The sequence below is a fragment of the Nocardia cyriacigeorgica genome (assembly GCF_005863245.1).
Lineage (GTDB): Bacteria > Actinomycetota > Actinomycetes > Mycobacteriales > Mycobacteriaceae > Nocardia > Nocardia cyriacigeorgica_C.
The window spans coordinates 38785-64728 of the sequence record NZ_VBUT01000014.1; the positions used below are offsets into that span (position 1 = coordinate 38785).

Below are 25944 nucleotides of genomic sequence, written 5' to 3' on the forward strand. Positions count from 1 at the left end.
CCGGCATCACTACATTTTCGTAGGTCCGGCGTCCGAAGGGCGACGAGGGTCGCGCGGTAGGGGTATGGGTGAAGATTCTCAGTAGTCGTTGGCACTGTTTCGAATACACGCCGGTCGACGCCGGGCCGTGCGCCGTCGAGCTCGCACAGCCATCGGTGGCGCGAACCTTCCACGACTGCTTACTACTGCACATCTATGTCGAGCCGGGCGAGCGCGGTCCCTCGGGTGAGCTCGTCCGGGCGATCCAGGCGATGATCGCGCAGAGTGCGGCGGCCTACGTGGTGATCAACGGTTCTCCGGTACTGCCGCGCGGCGCCCGCCGAGCAGCGATGTCCGGGCCGGATCTGCTCGCGCATCTGGCCGACACCCTCGATCTCGTCGAGGAGATCGCCGAACGACTCGAGGAACGCGGCGAACGCGTGCATCTGATGCCGTTCGGCTGGCGCCTGGAATGCGGGCGGGCCTGTGCGTTCGCCGGGCCGTGTGATGTGGTCCGGGTGGGTGAACCCGGACAGCCGCGCCGGCGGACGCCCACCGCGCCCGGTCTGCCCGCCACCTTCACCACCTTCGGCACCACCCGGGCCAAGCCGTCCGGGTGGGCGACGATGCATCTGATCCCGCCGCGACGTCAGCCGATCGGGCCGAGCACGCGATCGAGATAGTCGTTGGCGAACACGCCCTTCGGGTCGAAGCGGCGGCGAACCTCGGCGAACCGATCCCACTCCGGGTACCGGGGCCGCAACGTCTGCGCGGTCTGGAAATGGCGTTTGCCCCAGTGCGGGCGGCCGTCGAACCGGTCGAACACCTCTTCGCAGGCCCGGAAGTACGGCTCGTAATCCATGCCCTGATACATGTGCACGGCGATATAGCAGGTGGCGCGCCCGCTCGCGGGGGAGAGGAACGCGTCGTCGGGCGCCACCCAGCGCACCTCGATCGGCATCGGGGTGTCGAAGCGGGTGGACAGCTCTTTGATCGCGCGAATGGCCTCGGCCGAATGTTCGCGCGGGATGGCGTATTCCATCTCGGTGAAGCGGATCAGGCGCGGCGAGGCGAACACCCGGTAGGACCGATCCACCTGACGGCGATAGCTGCCCGCATAGGCCGCCCCGCGATGGATCCACGGCACCAGCCGCGGCTGCCTGCGGCCGAGCCTGCACAGCGCGTCGAAGGTGTAGTTGGACATCAGGATATCGGCGAACCAGTCCACCACCTGATGGCGCGGCTGTTCGGCGAGATCGACCCGGTTGTTGCGCTTGGTCATGGCCAGCGGGCTGTGCGCGAACATGTAGAACTCGAAATGGTCGTTGCCCTCGACGTAGGTGTCCAGATCGTCGAGCACTTCTTCGACCGGAACCGGACGCTCGATGCCTTCCAGCACGAACGAGGGCACCAGCCGCAAGGTCATCGCGGTGACCACGCCGAGCGCTCCGAGATTGACCCGTGCCGCCCGCCAGCCGTCCGGATCGGACTGTTCGTTCAGCTCGACGACACTGCCGTCCGGGCGCATCAACTCCACCGAATGCACTGCCGCCGAGAGGTTTTGCAGCGTGGCGCCGGTGCCGTGGGTCGCGGTGGCGGTGGCTCCCGCGATGGTCTGGGCGTCGATATCGCCGAGGTTGGGGAAGGCCAGCCCGTGGTTGTGCAGCGCCGGGCTCGCGGCGTGCAGGGTGAGACCGGCCTCGACCCTGGCCAGGCCGCTGCTGCGGTCGACGTCGAGCACCCGGTTCATCCGCGACAAGTCCAGCAGCAGCCCGTCGGTCAGGCAGATATCGGTGAACGAATGCCCCGAGCCGGCGACGCGAACCTGCTGCCCCGCCTCCGCGGCCCGGCCGAGTAGGTCGGCGAGCTCATTGCGGTTGCGCGGAGCCGCGACGGACGCCGGCGCGCACTGCTGATCGCCGGCCCAGTTCATCCACGAATTGGTCACATGTCCAACTGTAAGGGATCGGGTGTGACCTGCGCTACCCGCGGTCCGGTTTGCTGAGAAGTGGCGTCAGCGGCGACGGCCCGTGCACCGGGCGGTCTTGGCGCACTCGACCTCGCCGTCGTCGAGCGGCGGCACCGACAGCTGTTGGCGCGGAACGCGTTCGGTGCGCATGCCGTTGAGCACGAGCGCCATATAGCGCCGCCACACCTGATCGTTGACCGGGCGGGCGAACTCGGCGATCCCGTCGACCATGTGCACCATCGCGAAGAAGTCCGAGGCAACCACGTCGGGTTGGATCGCGCCGGCGTCGCGTGCGCGGTCGACGATGCGGGCGACGGTCGGCCTGATCCGGTCGCGCACCCGGGCGAACTGCTCGAGATCGTCCTCGAGCTCCAGCATGACCTCGCTGAACCCGCGGTTGGTCGCCATATGCCTGCACGCGTATTCGAAGAACTCGACCAGGCCCTGCCACGGATCGGGATGACGGACGCATTCCTCTGCGGTCTCGGCGAATTCGTCGAGGTGCTGCTGGAAGACCTCGGAGATGAGTTCCTTCTTGTTCGCGAAGCGCCGGTAGACCGTGCCGACGCCCACGCCCGCGCGCTCGGCGACGTCGTCGAGGGTGATCTCGAGTCCGTGGTCGGCGAACAGCTGGCGGGCGGCCTCGACGATGCGTTGCTGATTGCGTGCTGCGTCGGCTCGCAAACGCCGGGTCGGAGGCATGGTCGTGGCGGGATTCACACCGTCATGCTATCAGCGATGGGATTAAGTGGAGACGTCTCCTCCGTTACTGTGGCAGCGTTCCAGCTAACCGGAGGAACTACCTCCGTTTATTTTTTAACGAGGGGCGACGTGACCACCACCATCGAACGCGGGCCGGACCCGCAGCAGAAACCGACGTCAGGCAGGCGTGGCTCGCACGCACTGCGCTGGTGGGTGCTCGCCGTCCTCGGCGTCGCCCAGCTCATGGTCGTGCTCGACGCGACCGTGGTGAACATCGCGCTTCCCGAGGCGCAACGAGACCTCGGCTTCGGCGACGCCGACCGGCAATGGGTCATCACCGGCTACGCGCTGGCCTTCGGTAGCTTGCTGCTACTGGGCGGCCGGCTCAGCGACCTGTTCGGCAGGCGCAACACCTTCATCGTCGGCCTGGTCGGCTTCTCGGTGGCCTCCGCGATCGGGGGCGCGGCCACCAACTTCGAGATGCTGGTCGCGGCCCGCATCGGCCAGGGCGTGTTCGGCGCGCTGCTCGCGCCCGCGGCGCTGTCGCTGCTGACCGTTACCTTCACCGAACCAGGCGAACGGGCCAAGGCCTTCGGCATCTTCGGCGCGGTCGCCGGTACCGGCGGCGCCATCGGCCTGCTGCTCGGCGGCGTGCTCACCGAATGGGCCTCCTGGCGCTGGGTGATGTTCGTGAACCTGGCCTTCGCCGCCGTCGCGCTGGTGGGTGCGGTGCTGCTGCTGGCCAAGCACACCGTCACCGAACGGCCCAAGCTCGATATCCCCGGCACCATCGTGGTCACCGCGGCATTGTTCGGCATCGTCTACGGGTTCTCGCACGCCGAGACCGACGGCTGGACCGACCCGGTCACCCTGGCCTTCCTGTTCGGTGGCGCGGCACTGCTCGCGGTATTCGTCTGGCTGGAGACCCGAGTCGCGAACCCGCTGCTGCCGCTGCGCGTCGTGCTCGACCGCACCAGGGGCGGATCGTTCCTCACCGTGTTCGTCATGGGCATCGGGATGTTCGCGATCTTCCTGTTCCTGACCTACTACATGCAGCTCACCCTCGGATACACGCCGATCACCACCGGTGTGGCGTTCCTGCCGATGGTGGCCGCGATGATCGTGTCCTCGACCACCACGCCGTCGCTGCTGCTGCCGAAGCTCGGACCGAAGATCGTGGTCAGCGCCGGATTCCTGATCGCCGCCGCCGGTATGGCGTGGCTGACCCGGATCGGGCTGGACACCGGCTACACCACGCACATCCTGCCCGGCCTGATCCTGATGGGCCTCGGCCTCGGCGGCGCGATGGCCACGGCGTTCCAGGGCGCGACGGCCGGTGTGCACCACGAGGACGCGGGCGTCGCCTCGGCGACGATCAATACCAGCCAGCAGGTCGGTGGCTCGATCGGCACCGCACTGCTGAGCACCATCGCGGCCTCGGCGGCCAGTGACTACATGGTCGGCCGCACGCCGGATCAGTTGACCGTCGCGCAGTCGGCGATCGAGAGCTACACCACCAGCTTCTGGTGGGCCACTGCGATCTTCGTGATCGGCGCCGTGGTGACGGGTGTGCTGCTGCCCAATACCGCGCCCGCGCCCGCGGAAGGGGAGTTGGTGCTCGCGCACTGATCATTGTCGGGAGTACTGCCGCCCGTTGAGCTTCCGGCTCTGCGGGCGGCGGTGCGATTACGGGGCCGAGCCCGGTGACCTCGTGCCCGGGTGGAAAGCTGCTGTGGGCGAGCCGCAGTCGAGTCGATGTACTTGCCGATGCGGGGCGGGGCGGTGCTGCCGGCCCTGGTAGATGTCGGCACCCTTCTGGCGGTCGTACGTGGCCGCAAGCCGACGCCGGCGAAGCGTTGCGAAATCTCGTGCGCGGCGGGGGTGCGTGCTTCGCCTGCGGTAGCGGCGCACCGTCGGTCGGGCGGGTCAGCAGTTCACCGGCGGTGGTGTCCCCGCGAAACGGCCTTCGAGATAGTCCAGGGCCCGCAAGGCGCCCAGCAGGACGGCGCCGGTGTGATCGGCGCCGGCGAGTAAGTCCAGCTGCACCGGTGTGCCTGCCGCGCAATAGCGTTCGGCCGTCCGACGCACCGGCTCCGCCGAGATCATGTCGTCGGTACCGTGCCAGACGTACAGGGGAGCGGTGGGTATGCCGTCGAAGGTCTCCAGGCTGTTGTCGCGCAGAATCGGTGCGGCGGCGCGATCTTCGGTCGGCGGTGTGATGAACACATCGTCGGTGGCCAGGCCCGCCGCGGCCCGGACGATCTCGTCCATGCAGGCGTCGTCGACGCGGTCGAGCAGGGCCGACCCGGCCGGATTCAGAAACCGCTCCAGCGAGACCGCCGGATACTCGCGGGCCAATCCGACCGCCGCCGCGAACCCGAGCCCGAACATCGGATTCGGCTGATCGCCGAGATCGCGCGCCAGCGCACCGAGATTCATCGGCACCCCGCCCGCCGCCGCACCGGCAATGGGCAGTTCGGGTGCGTACTCCGGGGCCATGGCGGCCGCGAACCCGGTCGCCATGCCGCCACCGGAGTAACCGGCCAACGCCACCGGGCTGTCGTCGAGTGCGGCCGGTTCGAACTGCCGGACCGCGCGAATCCCGTCCAGGGTGATCCGCCCGCCCAGTTGTGCGGCGCCGTAGGCACTGTCCGGTCCGAGGTGGTCGGGCACCGCGACCGCCCAGCCGCGAGACAACAGCAGATTCACCGCGGGCGCTTCGCGTAACGTGCCGGCCTGTAGCGAATGCGATGGGGCGCACCGGGTTCCCAGCGAGTTGACGAACGGCTGATACGACACCAACGGCCGGTCCGGCACGTCGCCTGTGGGCAGCAGCACGGTGGTGACCGCGGCGATCGGCTCTCCGCGCGAATTCGTGCTGCGGAAAGCCAGCTGCCACGCGGTGGTGTCGGCGAACCCGGCCGCGGTCACCTGCCTGCTGCGAATGACCTCACCGGGCCGGTACTCATCGATATCGGCGGGCTCGGAGTAGAAGGGTTCGGCCTCGGTCGCCGAATGGACGGTCATCGCCGCGGGCAGGGTATCGCCCAGTGCCAGCACAGACGCGACGGCGAGCGCGAGCACCAGGCGACGGATCACCAGACTCGCCCGACGCGCCCGGGAATGCCGTATGCTCAACGTTTGCTCGGGTGCGGCGTGGCGCTCGGACCGGTGCCGGCGTCGCCGTATTCGTGAACTCCGCGGTGCCGCCATCACCGACTCCGAAACGAGGCTGTGGACTGCGCTCGGTCTTCGGCGAAGACCTCAGTCGATTCGTACTGCGCCGCGGTCGGTGTGTCAACGACGGGCCTCGCCCGAGCAGCCGCGCCGTCGGCCGGCCCCGTTGCCGCCGATAGCGTCGCGGTAGACGCGGCCGCGCCGGTGCGGCCGGTCACCGGGCTGGGACAGGAGGTTGGGGACGTGTCATCGCGGGCCGGAGCCCGGATCGCCGATCCGCACGTGCTGCTCGTCGTGGCACTGGGCGGCGGGCTTGGTGCGCTGGCGCGCTACGGTTTCGCGCTCTGGCTACCGACGCGACCCGATGGCTTCCCGGTGGGGACGTTCGCCGTCAACGTGATCGGCTGCGCCGCGATGGGCGTGCTGATGGTTCTCGTCACCGAGGTATGGGTAGCCCACAGACTGCTACGCCCCTTTCTCGGTGTCGGCGTACTCGGCGGATTCACCACCTTCTCCACCTACAGCGCCGAGATTCGTACACTGCTCGAATCGGGTGCCGTCGGTATGGGGCTCGGCTATCTCGGTGCCACGATCGTGACCTGCCTGGCGGCGGTGGTGGCGGGCATGGCGGGTGCGCGGTGGGTAACTGGAAGTGTGCGGTGAACAACGGTGAACGGCACGGAAGGGGGTCAGCGATGACCGGGACGTCCCGCGGCGCGGGGCAGTGGGCGATCGATGCCGAGGTCTGGCGGCCGGAGGCGGCGCGATGACGGCGGCCTGGGTCCTGCTCGGCGGAATGCTCGGAGCCCCTGCGCGATACCTCATCGACCGCGTCGTCACGGCCCGTTCGGATTCCGTGCTGCCATGGGGGACGTTGACCGTTAACATTGTCGGTTCGGCGCTACTCGGTGCATTGATCGGGGCGGGGGCGAACGGCTGGCTGCTGGCGGGCGCGGAAACCGGATTCTGCGGTGCGCTGACCACCTTCAGCACGTTCGGCTACGAGACGATCAGGTTGGTGTCCGACGGTGCGTACGGCTACGCCCTCGGCAACATCGTGCTGAGTGTCGCGACCTGCCTGGCCGTGGTGTATACCGCCGCGTCCGCGACCGAATGGCTGTTCACATGATTCTGATGACGAGCCGGGCACAGCCGACCCGGAAGGGAGATCCGAGCATGGCGCACGATCGAGCCGGACGGCCAGCACGCCCGAGCGACCTGGTGGACGTCCCCGGCCTGGTGACCGCCTACTACACCCGCATCCCTGACCCGGCCGAGCCGGCGCAGCTGGTGTCGTTCGGCACCTCGGGGCATCGCGGGTCCAGCCTGGACACCACCTTCAACGAGGCCCACATCCTCGCCATCACCCAGGCCATCGTGGAATACCGCGCCACCCGCGGCATCACCGGTCCGGTCTATCTGGCGCGCGACACGCATGCCCTGTCCGAGCCGGCCTGGACGACGGTGCTCGAGGTGCTCGCCGCCAACGGCGTCACCGCGATGATCGATTCCCGCGACCGCTACACCCCGACGCCCGCCCTCAGCCATGCCGTGCTCCGCCACAACCGCGGCGGCACCAAACACCAGGCCGACGGCATCGTCGTCACCCCGTCGCACAATCCGCCCCGCGACGGCGGCATCAAGTACAACCCGCCGCACGGCGGTCCCGCCGACACCGTCGCCACCGACGCGATCGCCGAGCGTGCCAACGAACTGCTGCGCGGCGGCCTCGCCGAGGTCAAGCACGGCACCCTCGCCCAAGCCATGCCCACCGTGCAGCGCTACGACTACCTCGACCACTACATCGCCGATCTGCCGAGCGTGCTCAACCTCGACGCCATCCGCGGCGCGGGCATCCGGCTCGGCGCCGACCCGATGGGCGGGGCGAGCGTCGACTACTGGGAGGAGATCGGCCAGCGCTACGACCTCGAGCTCGAGGTGGTCAACCCGCTGGTCGACCCCACCTGGCGGTTCATGCCGCTGGATTCCGACGGCAAGATCCGGATGGATCCGTCATCGCGGTTCGCGATGAACTCGCTGGTGTCGATCAAGGACGACTACGACATCTCCACCGGCAACGACGCCGACGCCGACCGCCACGGCATCGTCACCCCCGACGGCGGGCTGATGAACCCCAACCACTTCCTCGCCGTGGCCATCGAATACCTGGTGCCCAACCGGATGGGCTGGGACGCGCTCACCAAGATCGGCAAGACCGTGGTCACCTCGTCGATGATCGATCGAGTGGTCAGCGTGCTCGGCCGTGACGTGCACGAGGTGCCCGTCGGGTTCAAATGGTTCGTGCCCGGATTGTTCAGCGGCAGCCTCGCTTTCGGCGGTGAGGAGAGCGCGGGGGCGTCGCTGTTGCGGATGGACGGCAGTGTGTGGACCACCGATAAGGACGGCATCGTGCTGGCACTGCTGGCCGCGGAGATCACCGCCGTCACCGGACAGAGCCCGTCGGCGCGCTACGTCGAACTCGAGCGCCGCTATGGCAGCCCCGCCTACGCCCGCGTCGACGCACCCGCCACAGCCGAGCAGAAGAAACTGCTGGCCGAGCTGGCGCCCGAGCAGGTGACCGCATCCGAGATCGCCGGCGAACCGATCACCGCGGTGCTCACCCGAGCCCGCGGCAACGGCGCGCCGCTTGGTGGGTTGAAGGTCACCACCGAGAACGCCTGGTTCGCGGCCCGCCCGTCGGGTACCGAGGACAAATACAAGATCTACGCCGAGTCGTTCCACGGTCCCGAGCACCTCGAGCAGGTGCAAGCGGCTGCCGAGGAACTGGTGGGGCAAGCTCTATCGAGTGACCGCTAGTTCGAAAGCTCTACCCCGCGAGATCTGGGTCCTGGTCGGGGCCGCGTTCGTCATCGCCATCGGATTCGGCCTCGTCTCGCCGGTGCTGCCGCAATACGCGCGCAGCTTCGGCGTCGGTTTCGCGGCGGCCTCGGCGATTGTCAGCGCGTTCGCCCTGATGCGGCTGCTGTTCGCGCCGATGAGCGGACGGCTGGTGCAGAAACTCGGTGAGCGCTGGGTCTACACCAGCGGCCTGCTCATCGTCGCGGTCTCCACCGGCGCCAGCGCCTTCGCCCAGACCTACTGGCAGCTGCTGGTGCTGCGCTCGGCGGGCGGAATCGGCTCGACCATGTTCACGGTGTCATCGCTGGCCCTGCTGATCCGGATGTCGCCATCGGATCAGCGTGGCCGCATCTCGGGACTGTGGTCGACGAGCTTTCTCATCGGTTCGCTCGCCGGGCCACTGATCGGCGGTCTGCTGGCCGAATTCGGGCTGCGGGCGCCGTTCTTGATCTACGCGATCGCGCTGCTCATCGCGTGTGCGGTGGTCTACCTCAACCTGCGCAATTCGCATCTGGCCGCGCCGGAGGCCGCCGGTACCGCGCCGCCGAGCATGAGCTTCCGCGACGGACTCGCGCGATCGGAATACCGGGCCGTGCTGTGGTCCAACTTCGCCAACGGTGCCGCGGTCTTCGGCGTGCGCATGGCGTTGGTTCCGCTGCTGGTGGTGGAGGTGCTGGAACAGCCCGCCGGCATGGCCGGCGTCGCGTTGACGGTGTTCGCGGCGGGCAATGCCGTGGTGCTGTTCTACTCCGGGCAGCTCTCCGACCGCTTCGGTCGTAAACCGTTCCTCATCGTCGGCACCACCGTCTGCGCGATCGGCACGGCGGGGCTCGGCGTGGCGCCGGATGTGCTCTGGCTGCTGGTGTCCTCGTTCGTCGCCGGACTCGGCTCCGGCATGTTCACACCCGCGCAGCAGGCGGCCGTCGCCGACATCATCGGCCCCAACGTCCGCGGCGGGCCGGTGCTGGCCGGGTTCCAGATGTCGGCCGATCTGGGCGCGGTGCTCGGCCCGATCGCCGTGGGGTTCATCGCCGAACGGTTGAACTTCGGGGTGGGGCTGGCCGTCACCGGCGGGCTGCTCGCCATCGCCGCGGTGGCGTGGCTGATGGTGCCGGAGCCGATGAAACGCGGCGAGGTACGGGTCGAGAAGCGCATAGACACCGTCGACGAAGAAGCCGATCAGCTGGCGGCCCCGTGTACCTGTGACGGTGGGCCGGGCGGGGGAGTGGCGGCGAGCTCCGTCGAGCAGGTCGTGCACGCCGACACTGAGGCGAAGGGCAGGCGATAGAGCCCTTGCGGCGAGTCGGCCCGGACTCGAGGCAGAGTGGTGCGGGTGAGCACTTCGCCGTCGAACTACACGCCCCGGCCCATGTCCAGCAAGACCACCTACGCGCTGGGCGCCGTCGCCCTGGTCCTCATCGCACTGCTCGTCTTCCTGGCCTACCGCTGGATGGACGACGAAGCCGAGATCCGCAACGACGGCTACGGCTCCGTCCGCGACGCCGCGGTGGTGACCGCGGTCCAGCCCGACGGCGCCATCGTGCTCGGGCGCCCAGGCGTGACCAAGATCATCGACGTCTTCGAAGACCCCCTGTGCCCCGGCTGCGGTGCGCTCGAGCACATTTTCGGCCAGGAAATCGCCCAGAAGCTCGACGAAGGCAAGCTCGCCGTCCGGTACCGCTTCGTCAACTTCCTCGACGACAAATCCGCCAGCGGCGACTACTCCACCCGCGCCATCGCCGCCCTGCAATGCGTCGCCGCCGACGGCTCCGGCCCCGTCTACGCCACGTTCCACGACGCCCTGTTCACCACCCGCCAGCCCAAGGAAGGCGGCTCTGACCTCAGCAATGACGACCTGGCCGCCCTCGCCCGGGAAACCGGAGCCACCCCGGCCGCCGCCGACTGCATCACCTCCGGCGCCCGGCTCGACGCGGCCAAGATCAACGCCGTGAAGGCCGACGCCGACCTCACCACCCTCCTGAACGACGACGCCGCCACCCCCTCGGTCTTCGACGGCACCACCAAGATCGACGTCGGGAACCAGAACTGGGTCGCCGAACTGGCCCCCTGACCAGCCGTTCAACCCCCGTATCGAGGCGATTTGGTTTCCGGTCCCCACGTGGTGTAACTTCGTTCAGGCAGCCGGGGAACACCGGCGGCACACCACTCGGGGCTATGGCGCAGCTGGTAGCGCACCACACTGGCAGTGTGGGGGTCAGGGGTTCGAGTCCCCTTAGCTCCACCGCAACCGTGCAGGTCACGGCTAGGATGGTAACTCATTTCGAGCAGCCATCAACATAGTCGATCAACACCTGCACGGTTTTCTGGTTTCACGGGACGTATCCGGGCGGTGCTGATAGGCATCGAACGGAGCGCCACCGATGTCGAGTATCCGCGTCAACCGTCGAAAAGACGGGTCGACCTACACTCAGGTACTGTTCCGCGAGTTCGACCCCGGTAAGGGCCGAAGGGTCCAAGCGTCGGTCTCGTTCGATGATCACGACGCCGCGCTGCGGTGGCAGAAGATACTCGACAAGTTCGGCATCGCGCAGGCGCGGAAGATCCTCGCAGCCCAAGAAGCGGCGGCCGACGACACAGAGCCGACGCTCAACACCTTCGCCCCGGTCTACATCGACGGCCTCACCGGCATCAGCGAGGCCCAGAAAAACCGGTACCGCGCCTACCTGCGCAATGATCTCGGTCCTGTGATGGGTGACCTGCCGCTTCCCGCGCTCTGCGCTGCGGACGATCAGCGCAACGGCATCGTCCAGGACTGGGTATCCGACATGGAGGTCGACGGCGTCGCGCCGAAGACCATCGCGAACAAGCACGGGTTTCTGAGCGGCTGCCTCAAGGTTGCGGTGCGCCGGCGCCTGATCCCGTTCAACCCGTGCGACGACACTCGGCTGCCGAAGCGGCACTTCGAGCCGTGCTTCTTGGAGCCTGAGGAATTCGACCTCCTGCTGGATATGACGCCGGAGCGGTGGAAGCCGTCGGTGCGGTTCCTCGCGTTGTCGTGTGTGCGGTGGAGCGAGTTCACCGCGATGCCGGTGGGTGCGATCAGGGTCGATCCCGAAACCGATGACGAGTACATCTGTCGTGTCTCCAAGGCGTGGAAGTACACCGGGACCGCCGAGCAGCTGCTGGGCGGGCCGAAGTCGCGGCGAGGCGTGCGTTCGATCAATGTGCCGAGCATCGCCCTGGAGGGGTTCGACCTGGATCGGCCTCCGACCGCGCTGCTCGTGTGCACCAAGGACGGTACGAGAGTGTCTGCCCAGCTGTTCCACAACAAATGCTGGCAGCCGCTGGCCGACGACTTCGAAGCCCTCACAGGTAAGCGCCCGAGGGTGCACGATCTGCGCCACACAGGTGCGTCGTGGATGCTCTCAAACGGTGCTGAGATCACCGATGTACAGCGCCACCTCGGCCACGAGTCGGCCCAGACCACGACTGGAATCTATGGACACTTCGACCGGCGATCGGGGCGGAGGGCATCGACGGCGATGTCGCGGGCTCTGGTTCGCGCGGCATCACACGGACGCGCGGCGTAACGGCCTCGTCGCCACGCCCTCTCGCCTCCGTGGGCTTTCCAGGCTGGCGCCGTATTGTCGCGCCATGCCTGCAGATCGCCGACGCCTGTCGTACGAGGAGCGAAAGGCTGAATGGGTCGCGAAGCACATTGAGAAGGCTCCGCCACTGACCGAGCAGCAGAAGCAGGCCATCCGCACAGCGTTCGCCGACCTGCGCAGGGCGACGGCCAAAGCGGAGGTCACAGAAAGGGAAGATAGGGCATCGATTCCGCGGTCGGTTACCTCTCGACGGATCCGCTACACCAAGGCCGAAGCGGCGTATCAGCTGTCGATCTCGGTTCGGACGATCGACCGGCTGCGTGAGGAAGGCAAGTTGATAGCGCGCCGCGATGGCAGCCGCATCTATTTCGATCACTCCGAGCTCGAGTCCTACGCGAAATCGTGTCCGGTTGAGGAGGGCCAGTAGCCAATGGGTGAAGACCCGGATCGGGTGGGATTCACTCCCGCCGAATGTGAATGGCTCGACAAAGTGCGGGCAGGCTGGGCGCCACTCAACGAGATGCAGGCCACGATCCTTCGGCACATCTTCGGAACTGGCGCGACTGATGGCTCAGGCAGAAATGCCCGGAGTGGCAGTGGGAATCGCTGACTTCAGATGTCGGTGTTCCATGGCCGATGCTCTATCAGCGTGGCGTTCACGGATGTGCGCTCGTCGGTGGTGAGGCCGTGCAGCCTCGTTCGCAGCGTCAGCTCGTCGACCCATAGCTCCTCGGCCAGGGCGGTGCGGTCAGCGAGATCGACCCAATGCAGCGCATCGGTCAGCGCCGCAAGGGGAATGAGTCGGCGGGCAGCGATGTCGCTGACGATCCGTTCCTCTACCGCAGCGAGGATCGGGTTTCGCGGCACGGGGCCACGCTCGAGGTGGACGATCTCATGGGTGAGCGCGCATCGACGTGCGGCTTGGCCAAGGTTCCGGTCGATGTAGATGCCGTCGAGCGTCCAGGCTGCACGCAGATCGCGGGGGAGCGGGTGGTGGCAGCTCACGCTGATGCGCGAGTGGCGGTCGCGGATGTGTCGCCAGGGGTGCCATCCTCTGATGATTTGCGCCATGCCCGCGATTAGAACACGCGTTCGAATGAGTTTGCCAGAGGTTGCCTAGAATTTCACGGTTGAGATTCCGCTAAAATCCGGCTCAGGGGCAGTGCTGGAGCGCCCCAGCCTTAGCTCCTACGTGGTCGCGTCTGTTGGCAGAACTCGGAAGCGGCACGCGGCGGCCGAGTCCAGATCGCCATCGATCGTCGCTCGAAACTCGTATCCGCCCGGCTCCAGCGGTATGCCGGGCGGCACCGGGATCCCGAACTGCAGGCGAACGACCTCGTACTTCTCAAGGTCGTTGACCAGTTGGCCCTGCAGGTGAGCATCGATGCGGAGCAATTCGTGGTCAGGACCGCCCATGATCGGATTGCCATCCGAATCGCATAGAACGACCACAAGGCTATGTGGTTGCTCTGCCTCGATGGGGTCCATCTCGGCGAAACCGACCACGGCGAATTGAGGCACGGGCTGCTTGATGCGTGTCCATCCGATGCCAAGTGCGCTTAATTTGCCGCCGGGCGCTTCCTGGGCGGCGTCAGCCAGGATCAAGTTGAGCTTCACTGAAGCACTCCCGTGCCGGTCGAGATCGTGGACGCCGGCGTCGAAGGTCCTCCCATGTGCCACTGCTCCAGCAGTGACTGGATGCTGCCTGTATAGGTGAAGTCGGCTCGCACGTGCGGACTCGTAGTAACCAGCGCTTCCAAAGCGCGCTCGCAGACGGTCACCTGCCGATCGGTGTTGCGCCGACGACGCGGTTGCTCAATCGGCAGGGGATCTACGCCAGGCTCGGCTGGGGTCAGTTTGAAGGTCAGGGAGTAGCCGAAGGCACGGGCATATTTGGCCAGGGCGGCGATCGTGACATTGCCGTCTCCGTTGAGCACTTGGGAGACGCGGCCTTCAGTGACCTTGAGCAACTCAGCGACCTGGTTCTGCTTGCGGCCGGAAGTCTTGGCGAGGCGGTGAAACAGGCGCGATACTTCTGCGGTGGCGCCGGCGGCCGCGAGCTCGATGGCACCCTGCGGCGTTCCTGCATATCTGGTGTACTCGGTTTCTCGACCAGTCATCGCTGTTTCCTATCGTGTTCTAGGTCCTCGAAGCGCACCTTGCGGGCGAATGAGATGTCGCCTGGATTTGTTTTCTGCCCGCGTTTGGGCCAGCCGTTGCAGAGCCTGATGTGCGGATCAAGGTCGGGGATGTGCCAGGTCACGCTGTCCGGGTTCGGTGATTCGTCCCTGTTGCTGATCTTCCATCGCGGCGTAAACGTTCCATCGCCCGGCGTGTCGAAGAATGCGATCCGGGCTCGACCGGCCTTGAACTCGAAGATTCCGTCGTCGAGCCCATTCATTGATTCTTCGCGGTCTCCATCGCCATGCTCGGCGTAGTGTTGCATCGACTGCATGAGGGCCGCGTAGGTTTCGACCTGTTCGTCGGCATGCATCGCGACATCCTCACCTTCGGACCATGTGCCCTCTTTGAGGTAGTCCAGGACTTCTCTTGCGGGCGCGGTCGTGCCGTCGCGTCGAATCGCATACGAGATGCTGCACCAGCGGCCTTCGCATACCAACTCCCGTTCCACCGGTTCTTTAGCCAAGCCTAAACCATCCTTGTGTGGTTGCCCAGTGTCGTCATCCGAATGTGACCGTTTGCCCAGGTCGCGGCGCTACTGTTCGTGGAAGTCGTCGTCCTCGGGTAGCTCGTGTTCTCGCTGTTCCAAGTCCACTTTCGACCTGCGCGAACGCCTCGACTTGCCCGCGCGGTCCTCCTGGTCAGGCTCTGACATGGCGGCCAACAGCCGGGAACGGTCGAACGGCGGCTGCTCGAGCGGGGCAGCGTCTGGCCTCCCGGCCGAATGGTCAACGTGGAGATCGGACTCTGTCTCCTCGGCGAGTTGCGCGGCCTCGGGGTTGTACGGTGGCTGCGAATGGGAGGGGAGCCGAGCGTGGGCCACACCCATGTGCTCAAGTGCTCGTGCGACCGCGGCGTCGAGTTCCTCGGCGGTCACCTTGTGGTAGCGCACTGCGCCGATTGGGCGATGGCGGGCCGTTTCGCCAGGTTGTCTCATGCCTCGAAGAAGATCGAGCAGCATGGATTTGTCGCGTACGGAAAGGTCTGCATCCAACCTGACGGCGGTCTCAAGGTCGATCTCGCCAAACTGTGGAAGGTCGATGCCCATGCTGACCAACGCGGCCTGCGCAACTTCTGATTCTGGAATGGCGAGGCCAGCTGCCAGCCCGCGGATCGTTGAGGCCGTGATCGAGACCACGTCGGTGTTTCGAATCCTTGAGAGATTCGACTTCCCCAGCTTGTGGCCTTCGGCAGTTGCGCGCCTGGTGATGTCTGTGTCCGACCAGCCGTTGGCGTCGCGCACGCGATCAATCAGTGCGGCGAGCTCGTGTCGAGGTTCTTCCATGCGGTGAGCATCATTCCTGGTCGTCCCGACGGCCAATCGGGTGGACATTGGGGGCACCAAATTGGTGGACACTAAGACTTTACATACGCAGTCTGCAACTGGTTGTTAGCTGGAGATATGCGCCTGTCTTAGGGCTTGCGGGGTGGACACCAAGCGTTCCATACTGTTCATAATTGCTGGACACTGTGGACAGGATGTGAGTACATTGGCAATGTCAGCGAAGATCGGCCGGATCGGAGACCTCTACATGGAGCTCGTGAACCGCGAGATGCTCGAGCGGCTGATGAAGACCAAAGGAGCCTCTCAGCGGCAATTGGCAGCCATCGCGGGATGGAAATCCCACACCTACATGCAGCGGCTCATCCGCGGCGAGGTGAAGACCCTCAGTACCGACCCGGCGCTCCGCATCGCCCACCACTTCGGAGTGCCGGTCGACCTTCTTTTTTTGACCAGGATGGACATAAATCCTGGACACACTGGACAGAAAAACAAGACGAAGGCGGCATAAAGACGGCCCCGCACCTGGGCAGCAGGTGCAGGACCTCAGCAACGAAAGGAATTCGTCGTGAACGAGCCTACGCCACACAACTCCTCGTTGGTCCACATTAGGGAGGGCGTCGCTACGACCACCTCGCTGGTCATCGCGGACGGAACGCAGATTCAGCACAAGAACGTGATGGAGCTGATTCGCGAGAACCTGGGCGACTTTGAGGAGTTCGGAAGGGTCGCGTTTGAAACGCGACCCTTCGAAACCGCCGGTGGCACGCAGCACCGGCAGGTGGCCGTCATGACCGAGGAGCACGCGACGCTGCTGCTCACGTACATGCGCAACAGCGCCGTGGTGAAGGACTTCAAGAAGCGGCTCGTGCGCGAGTTCTGGGCGCTGAAGCGCCACCGCGACCAGGCCCGCCCGACGGCTCTGCCGTCGACCCGCGAGCTCGCGCAGATGGTAATCGACGCTGAGGACGCCCGTGAAGCCGCCGAGAAGCAGCTCGGAATCGAGGTCAAAGCCAGGCAAGCGATGGAGTCCTACGTGAAGGACCTCGAACCTCGCGCCGAAGGGTACGACCGATTCATCGACGGCGATGGAACCTATGCCGTCGGGGTGGTCGCGAAAATGCTTGGCACCGGCCAGAACAAGCTGTTTGCCGAGCTCCGGAACGCGAAGGTCTTCATCGCGAAGGGTGCGCTGCGGAACACCCCGTACCAGCAGTACATGCACCACTTCGACGTCAAGGCGTTCGAGTACACCCGCGAAGACGGAACGCACGGCACCTCGTACAAGACCTGGGTCCAGCCGTCCGGCGTCGAGTTCATCGCCCGCAAGCTCGGCCGCACCATCCAGCAGGCGGTGACGGTATGAGCCACATCGTTTTCTGGTCCGAGCCCGACGTCGTGAAGACCGACGACGCATTCGTCACATCCGGCGCCGGCGAGGTTTCCGGTGGCGCAGATGACGGGGCCGAGCGTATCGCGATCGTCATCCACCACGGTGAGAACCATTGGGGGAGGGCACACCTCACCGCGCCGCAGGCGCGGACGCTGATCGAGTCGCTCACTGCCGCATGCGCCGCGCTGGATGTAACCCCGGACGGTGCGGTATGACCGCGCCGCCGGATCTGCGCCTGTACGACCTGACCGAAGCCGCCGCGATTCTGCGGGTCACCGAATCCTGGCTGATGCGGCAGCTCCGGGACCGCCGCCTGGCGGGCCGCAAAGTCGCGCGCCGCTGGATGCTCACCGAGGACGACTTGCGCGCCGCGATCGACGGTATGGCTTCCCCTGCTGTCGCGCCACGCCCCGACCCCGCCGGGCTGACGCCCACCAGCCGCCGACGCCTGAATCGGCGCGCAAGGGGCGCTGCGTGATTCGCGACGTCCGTACCCGCAAGACGGCCCGCCGAGGTGCGACTCGACGGGCCATGAACACCCACGCCCATGAAAGAGGAAACCGAATGTTCAAGCTCAAGCGTACCGCCCTGATCGTCGCCGCCGGCGTCGCCGTGCTCAGCCTCACCGCGTGCGATCCGTCGCAGCTCGAGCCGCGCCCGACCCCGGCGCCCCGCGTCGTCGACGCCACCGAGACCCCATGGGTCGCGCCGACGAGCGTGCTGCCGGTCAGGGCCGACCCGTACAGCTCGGACGGTGCGTGGTTGATCGGATCCGAGATCGCGCCGGGCAACTACCGCGTGGTCCCTACCAGCGAGTTCGGTGGCGGTTGGACGCTGTGCGCGACCTATGGGTGCGGCCCGCTGGATCCGGGATTCATCGCGAACGACTTCCTGACCGGCCCCGGCTACGTCACGATCCCGGCCGACGCGCTGCTGATCGAGCTGACCAACGTGCGCCTCGAGGCGGTGGCCTGATGGGACCGTACTGCCGCTACTGCGATACCCGGTGCTTCGTCCCGGACCCGTGGGGAGAGTTCCGGATTCATGGGTCGCGAATCATCTTGGCGACCTGCATGAAAGGCAAGGAACGCGACCGGGCAGTCGCGGGCTACGACATCGACCGCGCCCGCGAGATGGCGGGTGCCCGATGAGCGCCCGCGTCTACGAACTGCGCGACGGCGCGGTGATCCCCGAGTGGGACTTCGACCACGTCGCACGCGCATTCGGGTTCAACTCGGCACGTCACATGGAAGACGTACTCGCCGGGCGCGCCCCGACCCTGCTGGATCGCCCTAAGCCGGTGCGTCGATGAGCCGCCCGCACCTGCCGCGCCTGTCCGCCGACGACCGAGCTTTCTGGCTCGCGTACTTCGGCTTGCTCGCGTCCGTGGTGTTCGTCGTGCTGCTCGTCGTCTATCTGTCCAACGCTGCGAGGTGGTCGCTGTGAAAGAAGTTCTCGAGTCCGTTCTCGCCGCCGAGTTCGTCGCCACGGTGCGGCCCGGCCGCGCCGGTGAGCCCCCGGTGTGGGTCGAGTGGCACCCCACCAGCGCGCAGCACACCCTGACCGCTACGCAGACGGCTGCCGCTCTCCGTCACGTCGCGCAGGTCATCGAGGCCCAGGGGTTGCTGTGAACGCCGCGATCATCACCATCAGCGACGACGACTCACCAGAGGTCGACCTCGTCCGGATCCCTGATCGCCAGCACGTCTGCGGTTGCGAGATCGCGCGGGCGCTTCGCATGGCCGCCGAGGAGTACGAGCAGGAATGCCGCATGCCGGAGGGCCGGGCATGACTGGCGAGTGGTGGGCGCCGTACGAGCGCACGGCCGCCCGCGGCGCGGTGTCCCGCACGCATTCCCCGGGGTGCAGGTGCCGGAACTGCTCGGCCGTGAAGTGGTGGCCACTCGAGTCGGCGCCCGGCGCGGGTGAAGTCGCCCTCGCGCCGGGCCGTCTCCCAACCCCGTAAACGCCGGTGGCCCCGGCGAGCTCACATCTCGCCGGGGCCACCTAGACCAACAACATCGGGAGTCTACATGCAAGACAACACGTTGCCGTCGTTCACATCGACGACGGGGAACCGCTTCAACGGCGAACAGATCCGTCACCGGTGGGCCAAGAACACGGGGAAGCTCGAACTCTGGCTGGGATCGGGCACGACGTTGTATCTGCGCCCCGAGGACGCGATCCAGCTCGGCGCTGTACTCGTCGACGCCCTGGCTGAATACGAGGCCATCATGCGCGCCGAGGCGGTGGTCGGATGACCGACATCCTCGAGATCGCCCTCGGCGGTATCTACACCATCGGCGGGCTGGCGGTCGTCGTCGCGATCACGATCGGGATCATCGACAACTGGCTGCATCCAGGCTCGCACGAGTGCCCCATCTGCAAAGGCGTCGGGTGTCGGCACTGCGGTGGTGGCGACGTCGACGATGCCGAGCTGCTCGCCGACGAAGACGACGACGGCGACGAGTTCGAGGGCGACGAGTGGGACCGCGCGCGCGACCGTGACCTTGATCGCGAGGTGGCGTGATGCGCCAGCCGCGAGAAACCAGCCCACTCGCACATATCGACTGCCCGCCGGTGAGCGAGGCCGACCGAAAGCGGGCCGGGCTCACCGTGTGGCGCAACGCCACCAGCGCCGAGGATGCCGCCGAGCTGCTGGCCATGCTCGGCCTCGACGACATCGGGGAGGCGTGATGGCGCGCTACACCGATCACGACCAGCTCGCCGCCGAAGCCCTACAGATCGCCGAGGACGTGCGCGAACTCGCGCCGCTGGCCATATACCAGCGGCTCGCCGCTCAGTGCGCCCGCGACCCGGAACGCATGGCGCAGGTGATCATGTGCCTGTCGGCGTGGCTGGATCCCGACACCCCGGTCGGTGCCCTGATCGCGCGGGCTGAGGCGATCACCGAGGCGCGCGCCCCGATGCCGCGGGCGGTGGTCGCGTGACGGCGCCCACCGCACCGGGCCTGTACCCGGACATTCCCGAGAGCGTCTACCACGGCGACCCCGACAGCCTGTCCAGTACCGGTCTCCGCCAGCTGGTCAAGCCGGGCGGTCCGGCCAAGTTCCAAGGCGCAGAGCGCGAGGACAAAGACGTGTTCGATATCGGCGCCGTCGCCCACACGCTGCTACTCGGCGCCGGTGCCGAAGTTGAAGTGGTGGCGTCCGAGACGTGGCAGACCAAGGACGCCAAGGCCGCTCGCGCCGCGGCCCGCGCCGAGGGCAAGATCCCGCTCCTGACCAAGCAGGCCAAGGCCGTCCAGACGATGGTCTCGGCGGCCCGGAATCGGCCCGAAGTGGCCGAGCTGCTCGCGCCCGAGGGTGTGCCCGAGATGACGGCCTACGCACTGGATCCCACCAGCTGGATCATGCTGCGCGCCCGATTCGACTACCTCATCATCGGCGCCGACCGGCACGTCACGGTCGTCGACTACAAGACAACCAAGAACGCCGCACCGCGCGCGTTCGCCAAGAGCGCAGCCGAATACGGCTACCACGTGCAGGAAGCCCACTACCGGCGCGTGCTGCGCGAACTGGGCTACGAGGTGGATCGGTTCGTGTTCCTGGCGCAGGAGAAGGAACCACCCTACCTGACCAGCATTCACGAGTTCGACGCCCGCGCCGTCGCCGAGGGCGACCGCGTCGTGTCCGCCGGCATCGAACTATTCGCCGCATGCCGCGAGGCCAACCAGTGGCCCGGCTACGGCAACCGCACATATCGGATGAGCCTGCCCGCATGGGCGATTGGGGAGTGGTGACGATGGCAAAACAGGAGTTCAGCACCGGCGACTACGTCGAGGTGTCCGAGCGGATCGTCGAGTTCCGCACCCTGCACCCGGCCGGATCTCTGCGGCCGGTCGACCCGACGCAGCCGTACCGGATCGAGCGCGTCGGCGACGACACGTTCATCGTCGTCGTGGCCGCCGCATACCGCTCACCCGACGACCTGGTGCCCGGCATCGGAATGGCGTGGGAAACCTACCCCGGCCGAACCAACTTCACCCGCGGCTCGGAGTTGCAGAACGCCGAGACCTCGGCGTGGGGGCGCGCGATCGTCGCCGCCCTGGCCGCCGACACCAAACGCGGCATCGCCTCGGCCGACGAGGTACGGGCCCGGACCGCGACCGCCGCCGCCCAGTTGCCCGCGCACGACTTCGCTCGCGCCGAGCTGCTGCGGCTGCTCAACGCGCGCGGCATATCCGGGCAGGAGGCGACCGCCAAGTTCGCCGCCGACAACAACGGCGCCGAGCTGCGCACCTCCACCGACGCGGCGGCTATCGAGAAGCTGATCCGCTACTACGAGCAGGCGGTTACCGATGGCGCGTGATCATGGCCGGTTGCTGTGCCGGATCTGGACCGACCCAGATTTCCGCGCGCTGCCACGCACCGCGCAAGCGCTGTACGCCCAGTTGATCTCGCAGAAGGAGGTCAACAACGCCGGCGTGCTGCCGCTGATGCTCAGCAAGTGGGCGAAGGGCTGCGACGAGATGACCAGTACGGCGATCGTCGCCGACCTCGCCGCTCTCGTCGACGGCCGGTTCGTCGTGGTCGACACCGACACCGAAGAGGTATTGGTGCGCAGCTTCATCCGCAACGACGGAGTGCTCAAACAGCCGAACGTCTTCAAGAACGCGCTCCGCTGCGCCGAGGCGGTCGACTCACCCGCGATCCGGGCCGCGCTCGCGGTCGAGTTGCGCCGCACCGGCCGCGCGGATGCCGTTCGGACAGCGGACATTCTGAGCCCTTCCGAAACCGATTCACAACCCATCGACAACCCTTCCGAAACCCTTCCCGAAGGGTTCGAAGAGGGTTCGGAAACCCTTCCAGATTCGGATCTGGAAAACCGCAGGTCGAACCCTTCGGAAACCCTTCCGAACGTCGAAACCCTTCGCGAACCCTTCCCGGAACCCTGCGGGGTAGGGGAAGGGGTAGGGGAAGGGGAGATCTCTAGTTACGTAGTTGGTCACCTTGGGGGGGTCGCGCGCACACACACGCGTGACGCGCACGCACGCGAGACCACCCCCACCCCAACCGCAATCCCATCGACGCCGTTCTGCACCCAGCACCCCGGCGGCACCCCCGACCCGTGCCGGGCATGCGCCGACACCCGCAAGCGCTACGAGGCATCCGAGGTTGCCCGCCTCGAGGCCGAGACCGCCCGCCGTCACGCCGAGGCCCGCGCACAGTCCGAGGCCGCCCAACAGCGCGCCGCAGACCGCCGCGCCGCCATCGCCGCCTGCGACATGTGCGACGCCGAGGGCTACGTCGGGCGCCAGCTGTGCGACCACACCCCGGAGCCGTCACGGCGCCCGTCCATCCGCGAGCAGTACGAGGCGCTCAAACGCGCCCAGGAAGCCGAAACCGGCGCACCCACACCAGGAGTCGCGGAAGCCCCCGAAAGTCCGTCAGCGGGCGATCTGGCCACCGAAACCACCGCCCCCGAATCGACTGCCGCCGAACAGGAACACGCACATGCCTGACACCCACCGCCCGATGCGGCTCTCGGCCCGCGACATCGACCAGCAACGCGCCGCACTGAAAGTCGCCTGCCCGTACCGGCCGTGCAGCGCGCCCGCCGGCGAAGCGTGCACGTTCGTCGCCTACGACGGCAGCCGCGTCGCCACCCGCCTACAGCACCCCGCCCGCGTCAACCGAGCCCGCCAGGAGGCCGACAATGTCTAACCTCACGCTCACCGATCTGTTCTGCGGCGCCGGCGGATCCTCGACCGGCGCGATCCAGATTCCCGGGGTCGAGGTCCGGATCGCGGCCAACCACTGGCAGCTGGCCGTCGACACCCACAACACCAACCACCCGACTACCGATCACGACTGCGCCGACCTGTCCCAGGTCGACCCGCGCCGCTACCCACGCACGGACATCCTGTGGGTGTCACCGGAGTGCACAAACCACTCTCGTGCGAAGGGGCAGAAGAAGCTCCGACCGGCGAATCTGTTCGACGACGAGCCGCTGCCGGACGAGGCCGCCGAACGCTCCCGCGCCACCATGTGGGACGTGCCGCGGTTCGCCGAAGCGCACGGGTATCGGGCGATCATCGTCGAGAACGTTGCCGAGGCGGTCGAGTGGGCGCCGGAGTGGTCGCCGGAGAAGGGCACGCTGTTCCGGTCCTGGCTGTCGACGATGGACGCGATGGGCTACGCCCACCACATCGTGTACCTGAACTCGATGCACGCCCAGCTGTTCGGGCAGGGCGCACCGCAGAGCCGGGACCGGCTCTATGTCGTGTTCTGGCGGAAGGGTGATCGGCGCCCGGACATCGAGCGCGTCACCCGCCCACCAGCCGCCTGCCCGGACTGCGGACCGGTCTCGGCGTTGCAGGCATTCAAGCCGGGCGCGTCGAAAGTGGCGAAGTACCGGACGCAGTACGTGTACCGCTGCCCGAACGTCACCTGCCGCAACCAGATCCTCGAACCCGCCGTGCGCCCGGCCGCCGAGATCATCGACTGGTCCGACCCCGGCACCCGCATCGGCGACCGGACGAAACCGCTGGCCGCCAAGACGATGGCCCGGATCCAGGCAGGCATCGACAAGTACTGGAACCACGACCACATCGGGCTCGCCGTGCCGGTCGAAGGCCGCGAAGGCAAGCAAGCTCGGCCCGTCGATCAGCCGCTGCGGACGATGTCGACCCGTAACGAAACCGGGTGGGCGTTCGTGGCCGAACTGCGCGGCGGCGGCTCGAAACACCGGCCCGTTACCCGGCCGCTGTGCACCGTCACCGCTGGCGGCGGCCACCACGGGCTGGTGACCGCCTACTACGGCCGCGGCGGCACCACGACCACCTCGGCGCCGCTGTCGACCTGCACCACCGTCGAACGGCACGGGCTCGTTACCCCAGCCGGCGGAACGTGGCGTGAGCGCGCGACCTCTACCGCCGAACCGATCCCGGCCCGGACCACCCGCGAGACCGACGGCATCGCCATCGGCCCGGCGATCGACATCAACGACGTCCGGTTCCGGATGCTGGAGCCCCGCGAAATCGTCGCGGCGATGGACTTCCCGCGCGAGTACATCGTCCTCGGCAACCGGCGCGAGCAGGTCCGTATGGCCGGAAACGCTGTCACCCCACCAGCCGCCCGCGACCTCGTCGGGGTCGTCGCCGAAAGCCTAGGAGCCACCGCATGAACAACCAGACCCCCGCCCCGCTGACCGACGACGAGCTGCGCGAGATCGCCGACACCGCCGACGCCGAGATGCTGCCCGACGAGACCGTGCAGGCGATCGCGGCCGAGCTGCTGGGCGCCCGCGCCTACGTAGACGAGGTGGTTCGTGGCCGCGACGGTTGGCGTGAGGTCGCCGAGCACCGCCTCGAGGTCATCCGCGAGGCGGTCGCAGAGCTGAACGCCGCCCACGCCCGCGTCACAGAACTGGAGCAGACCGCCACGCTCGCCGCTGCGTGCCGTCCGCCCGAAATCCACGACCGCCCCACCGATACCGACCTCGCCGCGCTGGTCCGCGCACTCGACGGCACCGGCGATCCGGCGTATGTGCTGGGCGCCGAGCTGATCGAGAAGCGTGCCCGCATCGCCGAGCTGGAGGCGCAGCAGCCCTACCGCGAGGTGTGGTCGGACGACGTCGCGCCCGGCGGGAGGGTGTGCGGAACCTGCGGGGTGCCGGTGGAGTCGGAGCCGTGTCCGAAACACGCGCCCGCGGAGGATCCCCAGCGCTGCGACTGCGGGACATGCCAGGCGATCGCCTCGGCCCGTGCCGCAGCGGCGATGGCAAGCGTCCGGGAGACTCTGGCCGACAAGCTGTCCGAGTGCACCTATGAGGGCATGTCGCCGCGCGAGACGGCCGACGCGCTGGTCCTCGCTGGCTGGCGTCCACCCGCCCGCGAGATCACCAACCCTGCCGAGCTGGACACGCTGCCGTACGGCTCAGTGGTGATGCCGCGGCACTGTGATCCGTTCAAGCGCAAGACGCTCCCAGAGGGGCTGCGATGGACTGGCGAGAGCTTCCCGGACGGATTGACCTCCGCGCAGCTGATCAGCCACTACACCGCCATCGGGTGCCCGATCACCGTCGTGCACGTCCCCACCGAGGAGGCCGATACCGATGAGTGACCGCGACACCCTGACCGGCCTGTTGCACGCCATCGTCGGCATCGACCTTTGTGCAGCACGCGAGGGAGCTGAGCGCCTCCTGCGTACGGGTTGGCGTCCACCCGCCCGCGTCATCGAGACCACCGAGAAGCGCGATGCAGTCCAGAACGGCGCCATTGTTCGCGATCGGTGGGGCGACGTGTGCGTTCGCGACGGCGACGACTATCTCGAGCCCGGCAACGAGGTGTCGGGGCCGTGGCGATGCATCGCCCTCCCCGCGGTCGTGCTGTGGGAGCCCGAGCAGGAGGCCCAGCGATGAGCGCCGACGAGATCCGCGCCGCGGCAGTCGAGGCTGTGGCGCGCGCACAACGGGCCGTCGACCTCGCGGCGTATCCGCAGCGCGAGGACGGCACGCCCCGCGAGGACTGGGCGGCCATGCCTGATTGGGCGCGAGACATGTACCTGACCGACGTGGCGCCGCTGGTCGACGCCCTCGCCGAGGCCGGGCTACTGCCGACCGGCGTCGAGTGGGTCGCCCGCAACACCGCTGGCGGTGGCATCGTCCGCAGCCACCGCCGGGCTGCCGAATCGGATCGGGACCATATGCGCCTGGTCCCCCGACCATCGGTATGGGACGACGAGGTACCCGCTGAGGAGTTCTCGCGCATCGAGCGCCGCTACGTCACCGACTGGCAGGAGGTGACCGAATGACCCCGATCGGTAGCGACGTCCAGCGAATCCTGGACATGTTCGCAGCCTTGGGCCTTG

Annotated in this window: 38 protein-coding genes and 1 tRNA gene; 31 read left to right on the forward strand and 8 right to left on the reverse strand. The window is 67.3% G+C overall.

Annotated elements, in window-relative coordinates; translation table 11 throughout:
• Positions 1–68: 68 nt before the first annotated feature.
• A complete protein-coding gene (locus tag FEK34_RS27970; protein WP_138452727.1) occupies positions 69–662 on the forward strand; it encodes a hypothetical protein in 594 nt (197 codons plus the stop codon).
• Here the strand turns inward: FEK34_RS27970 and FEK34_RS27975 are convergent.
• Together FEK34_RS27975 and FEK34_RS27980 are read right to left on the reverse strand one after the other, a co-directional pair.
• On the reverse strand, positions 629–1927 hold the full coding sequence (locus tag FEK34_RS27975) for a D-arabinono-1,4-lactone oxidase (RefSeq protein ID WP_138452728.1): 1299 nt from the start codon (positions 1925–1927) through the stop codon (positions 629–631). The two genes, FEK34_RS27970 and FEK34_RS27975, sit on opposite strands and share 34 nt — an antisense overlap.
• A gap of 66 nt (positions 1928–1993) precedes the next feature.
• Positions 1994–2668, reverse strand: a complete 675-nt coding sequence (locus tag FEK34_RS27980; RefSeq protein WP_249359684.1) for a TetR/AcrR family transcriptional regulator — start codon at positions 2666–2668, stop codon at positions 1994–1996.
• A gap of 111 nt (positions 2669–2779) precedes the next feature.
• Between FEK34_RS27980 and FEK34_RS27985 the strand changes: the two genes are divergently transcribed.
• On the forward strand, positions 2780–4279 hold the full coding sequence (locus FEK34_RS27985; protein ID WP_432760998.1) for an MFS transporter: 1500 nt from the start codon (positions 2780–2782) through the stop codon (positions 4277–4279).
• A gap of 297 nt (positions 4280–4576) precedes the next feature.
• Here the strand turns inward: FEK34_RS27985 and FEK34_RS27990 are convergent, their stop codons facing one another.
• The gene (locus tag FEK34_RS27990; RefSeq protein WP_138452730.1) at positions 4577–5749 is read right to left on the reverse strand and encodes a lipase family protein; all 1173 of its coding nucleotides are present in this window, start codon (positions 5747–5749) and stop codon (positions 4577–4579) included.
• Positions 5750–6070: 321 nt separating this feature from the next.
• Between FEK34_RS27990 and crcB the strand changes: the two genes are divergently transcribed.
• The 8 genes from crcB (at position 6071) to FEK34_RS28030 (ending at position 12682) form a co-directional block, all read left to right on the forward strand.
• Positions 6071–6490 (forward strand): fluoride efflux transporter CrcB, encoded by a 420-nt coding sequence (crcB, locus tag FEK34_RS27995; RefSeq protein WP_138452732.1) that lies wholly within the window; start codon positions 6071–6073, stop codon positions 6488–6490.
• Positions 6491–6593: 103 nt separating this feature from the next.
• Positions 6594–6956: a fluoride efflux transporter FluC gene (locus FEK34_RS28000; protein ID WP_138452734.1), complete on the forward strand. Its 363-nt coding sequence runs from the start codon at positions 6594–6596 to the stop codon at positions 6954–6956.
• A 47-nt stretch (positions 6957–7003) separates the two neighbouring features.
• On the forward strand, positions 7004–8644 hold the full coding sequence (pgm, locus tag FEK34_RS28005; RefSeq protein WP_138452736.1) for a phosphoglucomutase (alpha-D-glucose-1,6-bisphosphate-dependent): 1641 nt from the start codon (positions 7004–7006) through the stop codon (positions 8642–8644).
• Positions 8634–9974 (forward strand): MFS transporter, encoded by a 1341-nt coding sequence (locus tag FEK34_RS28010; RefSeq protein ID WP_138452738.1) that lies wholly within the window; start codon positions 8634–8636, stop codon positions 9972–9974. Before pgm ends, FEK34_RS28010 begins: the two co-directional genes overlap by 11 nt.
• Positions 9975–10019: 45 nt before the next feature.
• Positions 10020–10757, forward strand: a complete 738-nt coding sequence (locus FEK34_RS28015) for a DsbA family protein (protein WP_349292444.1) — start codon at positions 10020–10022, stop codon at positions 10755–10757.
• 98 nt (positions 10758–10855) lie between these two features.
• Positions 10856–10928: transfer RNA gene (locus FEK34_RS28020), tRNA-Ala, on the forward strand.
• A gap of 139 nt (positions 10929–11067) precedes the next feature.
• Positions 11068–12237, forward strand: a complete 1170-nt coding sequence (locus FEK34_RS28025) for a tyrosine-type recombinase/integrase (protein WP_138452740.1) — start codon at positions 11068–11070, stop codon at positions 12235–12237.
• A gap of 64 nt (positions 12238–12301) precedes the next feature.
• Complete coding sequence (locus tag FEK34_RS28030) at positions 12302–12682, forward strand: helix-turn-helix domain-containing protein (protein ID WP_138452742.1); 381 nt, start codon at positions 12302–12304, stop codon at positions 12680–12682.
• Positions 12683–12867: 185 nt separating this feature from the next.
• Here the strand turns inward: FEK34_RS28030 and FEK34_RS28035 are convergent, their stop codons facing one another.
• The 5 genes from FEK34_RS28035 to FEK34_RS28055 all read right to left on the reverse strand — a co-directional run bounded on the left by FEK34_RS28035 (position 12868) and on the right by FEK34_RS28055 (position 15721).
• Positions 12868–13326, reverse strand: a complete 459-nt coding sequence (locus tag FEK34_RS28035) for a hypothetical protein (RefSeq protein ID WP_138452744.1) — start codon at positions 13324–13326, stop codon at positions 12868–12870.
• 117 nt (positions 13327–13443) lie between these two features.
• Positions 13444–13872 carry a DUF6941 family protein gene (locus FEK34_RS28040; protein ID WP_138452746.1) on the reverse strand — a complete coding sequence of 143 codons (429 nt, stop codon included), beginning with the start codon at positions 13870–13872 and terminating at the stop codon, positions 13444–13446.
• Positions 13869–14375 (reverse strand): helix-turn-helix domain-containing protein, encoded by a 507-nt coding sequence (locus tag FEK34_RS28045; RefSeq protein ID WP_138452747.1) that lies wholly within the window; start codon positions 14373–14375, stop codon positions 13869–13871. Before FEK34_RS28045 ends, FEK34_RS28040 begins: the two co-directional genes overlap by 4 nt.
• The gene (locus FEK34_RS28050; protein ID WP_138452749.1) at positions 14372–14902 is read right to left on the reverse strand and encodes a hypothetical protein; all 531 of its coding nucleotides are present in this window, start codon (positions 14900–14902) and stop codon (positions 14372–14374) included. Before FEK34_RS28050 ends, FEK34_RS28045 begins: the two co-directional genes overlap by 4 nt.
• A 69-nt stretch (positions 14903–14971) precedes the next feature.
• Positions 14972–15721: a hypothetical protein gene (locus FEK34_RS28055; RefSeq protein WP_138452751.1), complete on the reverse strand. Its 750-nt coding sequence runs from the start codon at positions 15719–15721 to the stop codon at positions 14972–14974.
• Positions 15722–15932: 211 nt separating this feature from the next.
• Here FEK34_RS28055 and FEK34_RS28060 point away from each other — a divergent pair, with 211 nt between their 5' ends.
• The 21 genes from FEK34_RS28060 to FEK34_RS28140 all read left to right on the forward strand — a co-directional run bounded on the left by FEK34_RS28060 (position 15933) and on the right by FEK34_RS28140 (position 25887).
• A complete protein-coding gene (locus tag FEK34_RS28060) occupies positions 15933–16229 on the forward strand; it encodes a helix-turn-helix domain-containing protein (protein ID WP_249359686.1) in 297 nt (98 codons plus the stop codon).
• Positions 16230–16286: 57 nt separating this feature from the next.
• Complete coding sequence (locus tag FEK34_RS28065) at positions 16287–17084, forward strand: phage regulatory protein/antirepressor Ant (protein WP_138452753.1); 798 nt, start codon at positions 16287–16289, stop codon at positions 17082–17084.
• Positions 17081–17326 carry a hypothetical protein gene (locus tag FEK34_RS28070; protein ID WP_138452755.1) on the forward strand — a complete coding sequence of 82 codons (246 nt, stop codon included), beginning with the start codon at positions 17081–17083 and terminating at the stop codon, positions 17324–17326. The genes FEK34_RS28065 and FEK34_RS28070 overlap by 4 nt, the downstream gene beginning before the upstream one ends.
• A complete protein-coding gene (locus FEK34_RS28075; protein ID WP_171048441.1) occupies positions 17323–17589 on the forward strand; it encodes a helix-turn-helix domain-containing protein in 267 nt (88 codons plus the stop codon). The genes FEK34_RS28070 and FEK34_RS28075 overlap by 4 nt, the downstream gene beginning before the upstream one ends.
• 86 nt (positions 17590–17675) lie before the next feature.
• Positions 17676–18086: a hypothetical protein gene (locus FEK34_RS28080; RefSeq protein WP_138452758.1), complete on the forward strand. Its 411-nt coding sequence runs from the start codon at positions 17676–17678 to the stop codon at positions 18084–18086.
• Positions 18087–18258: 172 nt separating this feature from the next.
• Complete coding sequence (locus tag FEK34_RS30265) at positions 18259–18423, forward strand: hypothetical protein (protein ID WP_171048442.1); 165 nt, start codon at positions 18259–18261, stop codon at positions 18421–18423.
• Complete coding sequence (locus FEK34_RS30270; RefSeq protein ID WP_171048443.1) at positions 18420–18557, forward strand: hypothetical protein; 138 nt, start codon at positions 18420–18422, stop codon at positions 18555–18557. Before FEK34_RS30265 ends, FEK34_RS30270 begins: the two co-directional genes overlap by 4 nt.
• A complete protein-coding gene (locus FEK34_RS28085) occupies positions 18554–18742 on the forward strand; it encodes a hypothetical protein (RefSeq protein ID WP_138452760.1) in 189 nt (62 codons plus the stop codon). Before FEK34_RS30270 ends, FEK34_RS28085 begins: the two co-directional genes overlap by 4 nt.
• Positions 18739–18903, forward strand: a complete 165-nt coding sequence (locus FEK34_RS30275) for a hypothetical protein (protein ID WP_171048444.1) — start codon at positions 18739–18741, stop codon at positions 18901–18903. Before FEK34_RS28085 ends, FEK34_RS30275 begins: the two co-directional genes overlap by 4 nt.
• A 240-nt stretch (positions 18904–19143) precedes the next feature.
• Positions 19144–19371, forward strand: coding sequence for a hypothetical protein (locus FEK34_RS28090; protein ID WP_138452762.1), 228 nt, complete (start codon positions 19144–19146; stop codon positions 19369–19371).
• On the forward strand, positions 19368–19640 hold the full coding sequence (locus tag FEK34_RS28095) for a hypothetical protein (protein WP_138452764.1): 273 nt from the start codon (positions 19368–19370) through the stop codon (positions 19638–19640). The genes FEK34_RS28090 and FEK34_RS28095 overlap by 4 nt, the downstream gene beginning before the upstream one ends.
• Positions 19640–19807 (forward strand): hypothetical protein, encoded by a 168-nt coding sequence (locus tag FEK34_RS30280; RefSeq protein WP_171048445.1) that lies wholly within the window; start codon positions 19640–19642, stop codon positions 19805–19807. Before FEK34_RS28095 ends, FEK34_RS30280 begins: the two co-directional genes overlap by 1 nt.
• Positions 19807–20061, forward strand: a complete 255-nt coding sequence (locus FEK34_RS28100; protein WP_138452766.1) for a hypothetical protein — start codon at positions 19807–19809, stop codon at positions 20059–20061. Before FEK34_RS30280 ends, FEK34_RS28100 begins: the two co-directional genes overlap by 1 nt.
• Entirely contained in the window at positions 20058–20873 is an 816-nt protein-coding gene (locus tag FEK34_RS28105; protein ID WP_138452768.1) for a PD-(D/E)XK nuclease-like domain-containing protein, read from the forward strand. The genes FEK34_RS28100 and FEK34_RS28105 overlap by 4 nt, the downstream gene beginning before the upstream one ends.
• 2 nt (positions 20874–20875) lie before the next feature.
• Positions 20876–21442 (forward strand): hypothetical protein, encoded by a 567-nt coding sequence (locus tag FEK34_RS28110; protein ID WP_138452770.1) that lies wholly within the window; start codon positions 20876–20878, stop codon positions 21440–21442.
• Positions 21432–22595, forward strand: coding sequence for a hypothetical protein (locus FEK34_RS28115; protein ID WP_138452772.1), 1164 nt, complete (start codon positions 21432–21434; stop codon positions 22593–22595). The genes FEK34_RS28110 and FEK34_RS28115 overlap by 11 nt, the downstream gene beginning before the upstream one ends.
• Complete coding sequence (locus FEK34_RS28120) at positions 22588–22797, forward strand: zinc finger domain-containing protein (protein ID WP_138452773.1); 210 nt, start codon at positions 22588–22590, stop codon at positions 22795–22797. Before FEK34_RS28115 ends, FEK34_RS28120 begins: the two co-directional genes overlap by 8 nt.
• Positions 22790–24259: a DNA cytosine methyltransferase gene (locus FEK34_RS28125; protein ID WP_138452775.1), complete on the forward strand. Its 1470-nt coding sequence runs from the start codon at positions 22790–22792 to the stop codon at positions 24257–24259. Before FEK34_RS28120 ends, FEK34_RS28125 begins: the two co-directional genes overlap by 8 nt.
• Complete coding sequence (locus FEK34_RS28130; protein ID WP_138452777.1) at positions 24256–25197, forward strand: hypothetical protein; 942 nt, start codon at positions 24256–24258, stop codon at positions 25195–25197. The genes FEK34_RS28125 and FEK34_RS28130 overlap by 4 nt, the downstream gene beginning before the upstream one ends.
• Entirely contained in the window at positions 25190–25495 is a 306-nt protein-coding gene (locus FEK34_RS28135) for a hypothetical protein (RefSeq protein WP_138452779.1), read from the forward strand. The genes FEK34_RS28130 and FEK34_RS28135 overlap by 8 nt, the downstream gene beginning before the upstream one ends.
• Positions 25492–25887 (forward strand): hypothetical protein, encoded by a 396-nt coding sequence (locus FEK34_RS28140; RefSeq protein ID WP_138452781.1) that lies wholly within the window; start codon positions 25492–25494, stop codon positions 25885–25887. The genes FEK34_RS28135 and FEK34_RS28140 overlap by 4 nt, the downstream gene beginning before the upstream one ends.
• Positions 25888–25944 lie beyond the last annotated feature (57 nt).

Bases quoted from the DNA above. Each gene is read 5' to 3' on its own strand.
- FEK34_RS28140 (WP_138452781.1), top strand. From the start codon at position 25,492: ATGAGCGCCGACGAGATCCGCGCCGCGGCAGTCGAGGCTGTGGCGCGC.
- FEK34_RS28110 (WP_138452770.1), top strand. From the start codon at position 20,876: ATGGCAAAACAGGAGTTCAGCACCGGCGACTACGTCGAGGTGTCCGAG.
- FEK34_RS28100 (WP_138452766.1), top strand. From the start codon at position 19,807: ATGGCGCGCTACACCGATCACGACCAGCTCGCCGCCGAAGCCCTACAG.
- FEK34_RS28025 (WP_138452740.1), top strand. From the start codon at position 11,068: ATGTCGAGTATCCGCGTCAACCGTCGAAAAGACGGGTCGACCTACACT.
- FEK34_RS28080 (WP_138452758.1), top strand. From the start codon at position 17,676: ATGTTCAAGCTCAAGCGTACCGCCCTGATCGTCGCCGCCGGCGTCGCC.
- FEK34_RS28000 (WP_138452734.1), top strand. From the start codon at position 6,594: ATGACGGCGGCCTGGGTCCTGCTCGGCGGAATGCTCGGAGCCCCTGCG.
- FEK34_RS28090 (WP_138452762.1), top strand. From the start codon at position 19,144: ATGCAAGACAACACGTTGCCGTCGTTCACATCGACGACGGGGAACCGC.
- pgm (WP_138452736.1), top strand. From the start codon at position 7,004: ATGGCGCACGATCGAGCCGGACGGCCAGCACGCCCGAGCGACCTGGTG.
- FEK34_RS28035 (WP_138452744.1), bottom strand. From the start codon at position 13,326: ATGGCGCAAATCATCAGAGGATGGCACCCCTGGCGACACATCCGCGAC.
- FEK34_RS30270 (WP_171048443.1), top strand. From the start codon at position 18,420: ATGAGCCGCCCGCACCTGCCGCGCCTGTCCGCCGACGACCGAGCTTTC.
- FEK34_RS28075 (WP_171048441.1), top strand. From the start codon at position 17,323: ATGACCGCGCCGCCGGATCTGCGCCTGTACGACCTGACCGAAGCCGCC.
- FEK34_RS30280 (WP_171048445.1), top strand. From the start codon at position 19,640: ATGCGCCAGCCGCGAGAAACCAGCCCACTCGCACATATCGACTGCCCG.
- FEK34_RS28130 (WP_138452777.1), top strand. From the start codon at position 24,256: ATGAACAACCAGACCCCCGCCCCGCTGACCGACGACGAGCTGCGCGAG.
- FEK34_RS28095 (WP_138452764.1), top strand. From the start codon at position 19,368: ATGACCGACATCCTCGAGATCGCCCTCGGCGGTATCTACACCATCGGC.
- FEK34_RS30265 (WP_171048442.1), top strand. From the start codon at position 18,259: ATGAGCGCCCGCGTCTACGAACTGCGCGACGGCGCGGTGATCCCCGAG.
- FEK34_RS28060 (WP_249359686.1), top strand. From the start codon at position 15,933: ATGTCAGCGAAGATCGGCCGGATCGGAGACCTCTACATGGAGCTCGTG.
- FEK34_RS28120 (WP_138452773.1), top strand. From the start codon at position 22,588: ATGCCTGACACCCACCGCCCGATGCGGCTCTCGGCCCGCGACATCGAC.
- FEK34_RS28045 (WP_138452747.1), bottom strand. From the start codon at position 14,375: ATGACTGGTCGAGAAACCGAGTACACCAGATATGCAGGAACGCCGCAG.
- FEK34_RS28055 (WP_138452751.1), bottom strand. From the start codon at position 15,721: ATGGAAGAACCTCGACACGAGCTCGCCGCACTGATTGATCGCGTGCGC.
- FEK34_RS28030 (WP_138452742.1), top strand. From the start codon at position 12,302: ATGCCTGCAGATCGCCGACGCCTGTCGTACGAGGAGCGAAAGGCTGAA.
- FEK34_RS28125 (WP_138452775.1), top strand. From the start codon at position 22,790: ATGTCTAACCTCACGCTCACCGATCTGTTCTGCGGCGCCGGCGGATCC.
- FEK34_RS28115 (WP_138452772.1), top strand. From the start codon at position 21,432: ATGGCGCGTGATCATGGCCGGTTGCTGTGCCGGATCTGGACCGACCCA.
- FEK34_RS28135 (WP_138452779.1), top strand. From the start codon at position 25,190: ATGAGTGACCGCGACACCCTGACCGGCCTGTTGCACGCCATCGTCGGC.
- FEK34_RS28070 (WP_138452755.1), top strand. From the start codon at position 17,081: ATGAGCCACATCGTTTTCTGGTCCGAGCCCGACGTCGTGAAGACCGAC.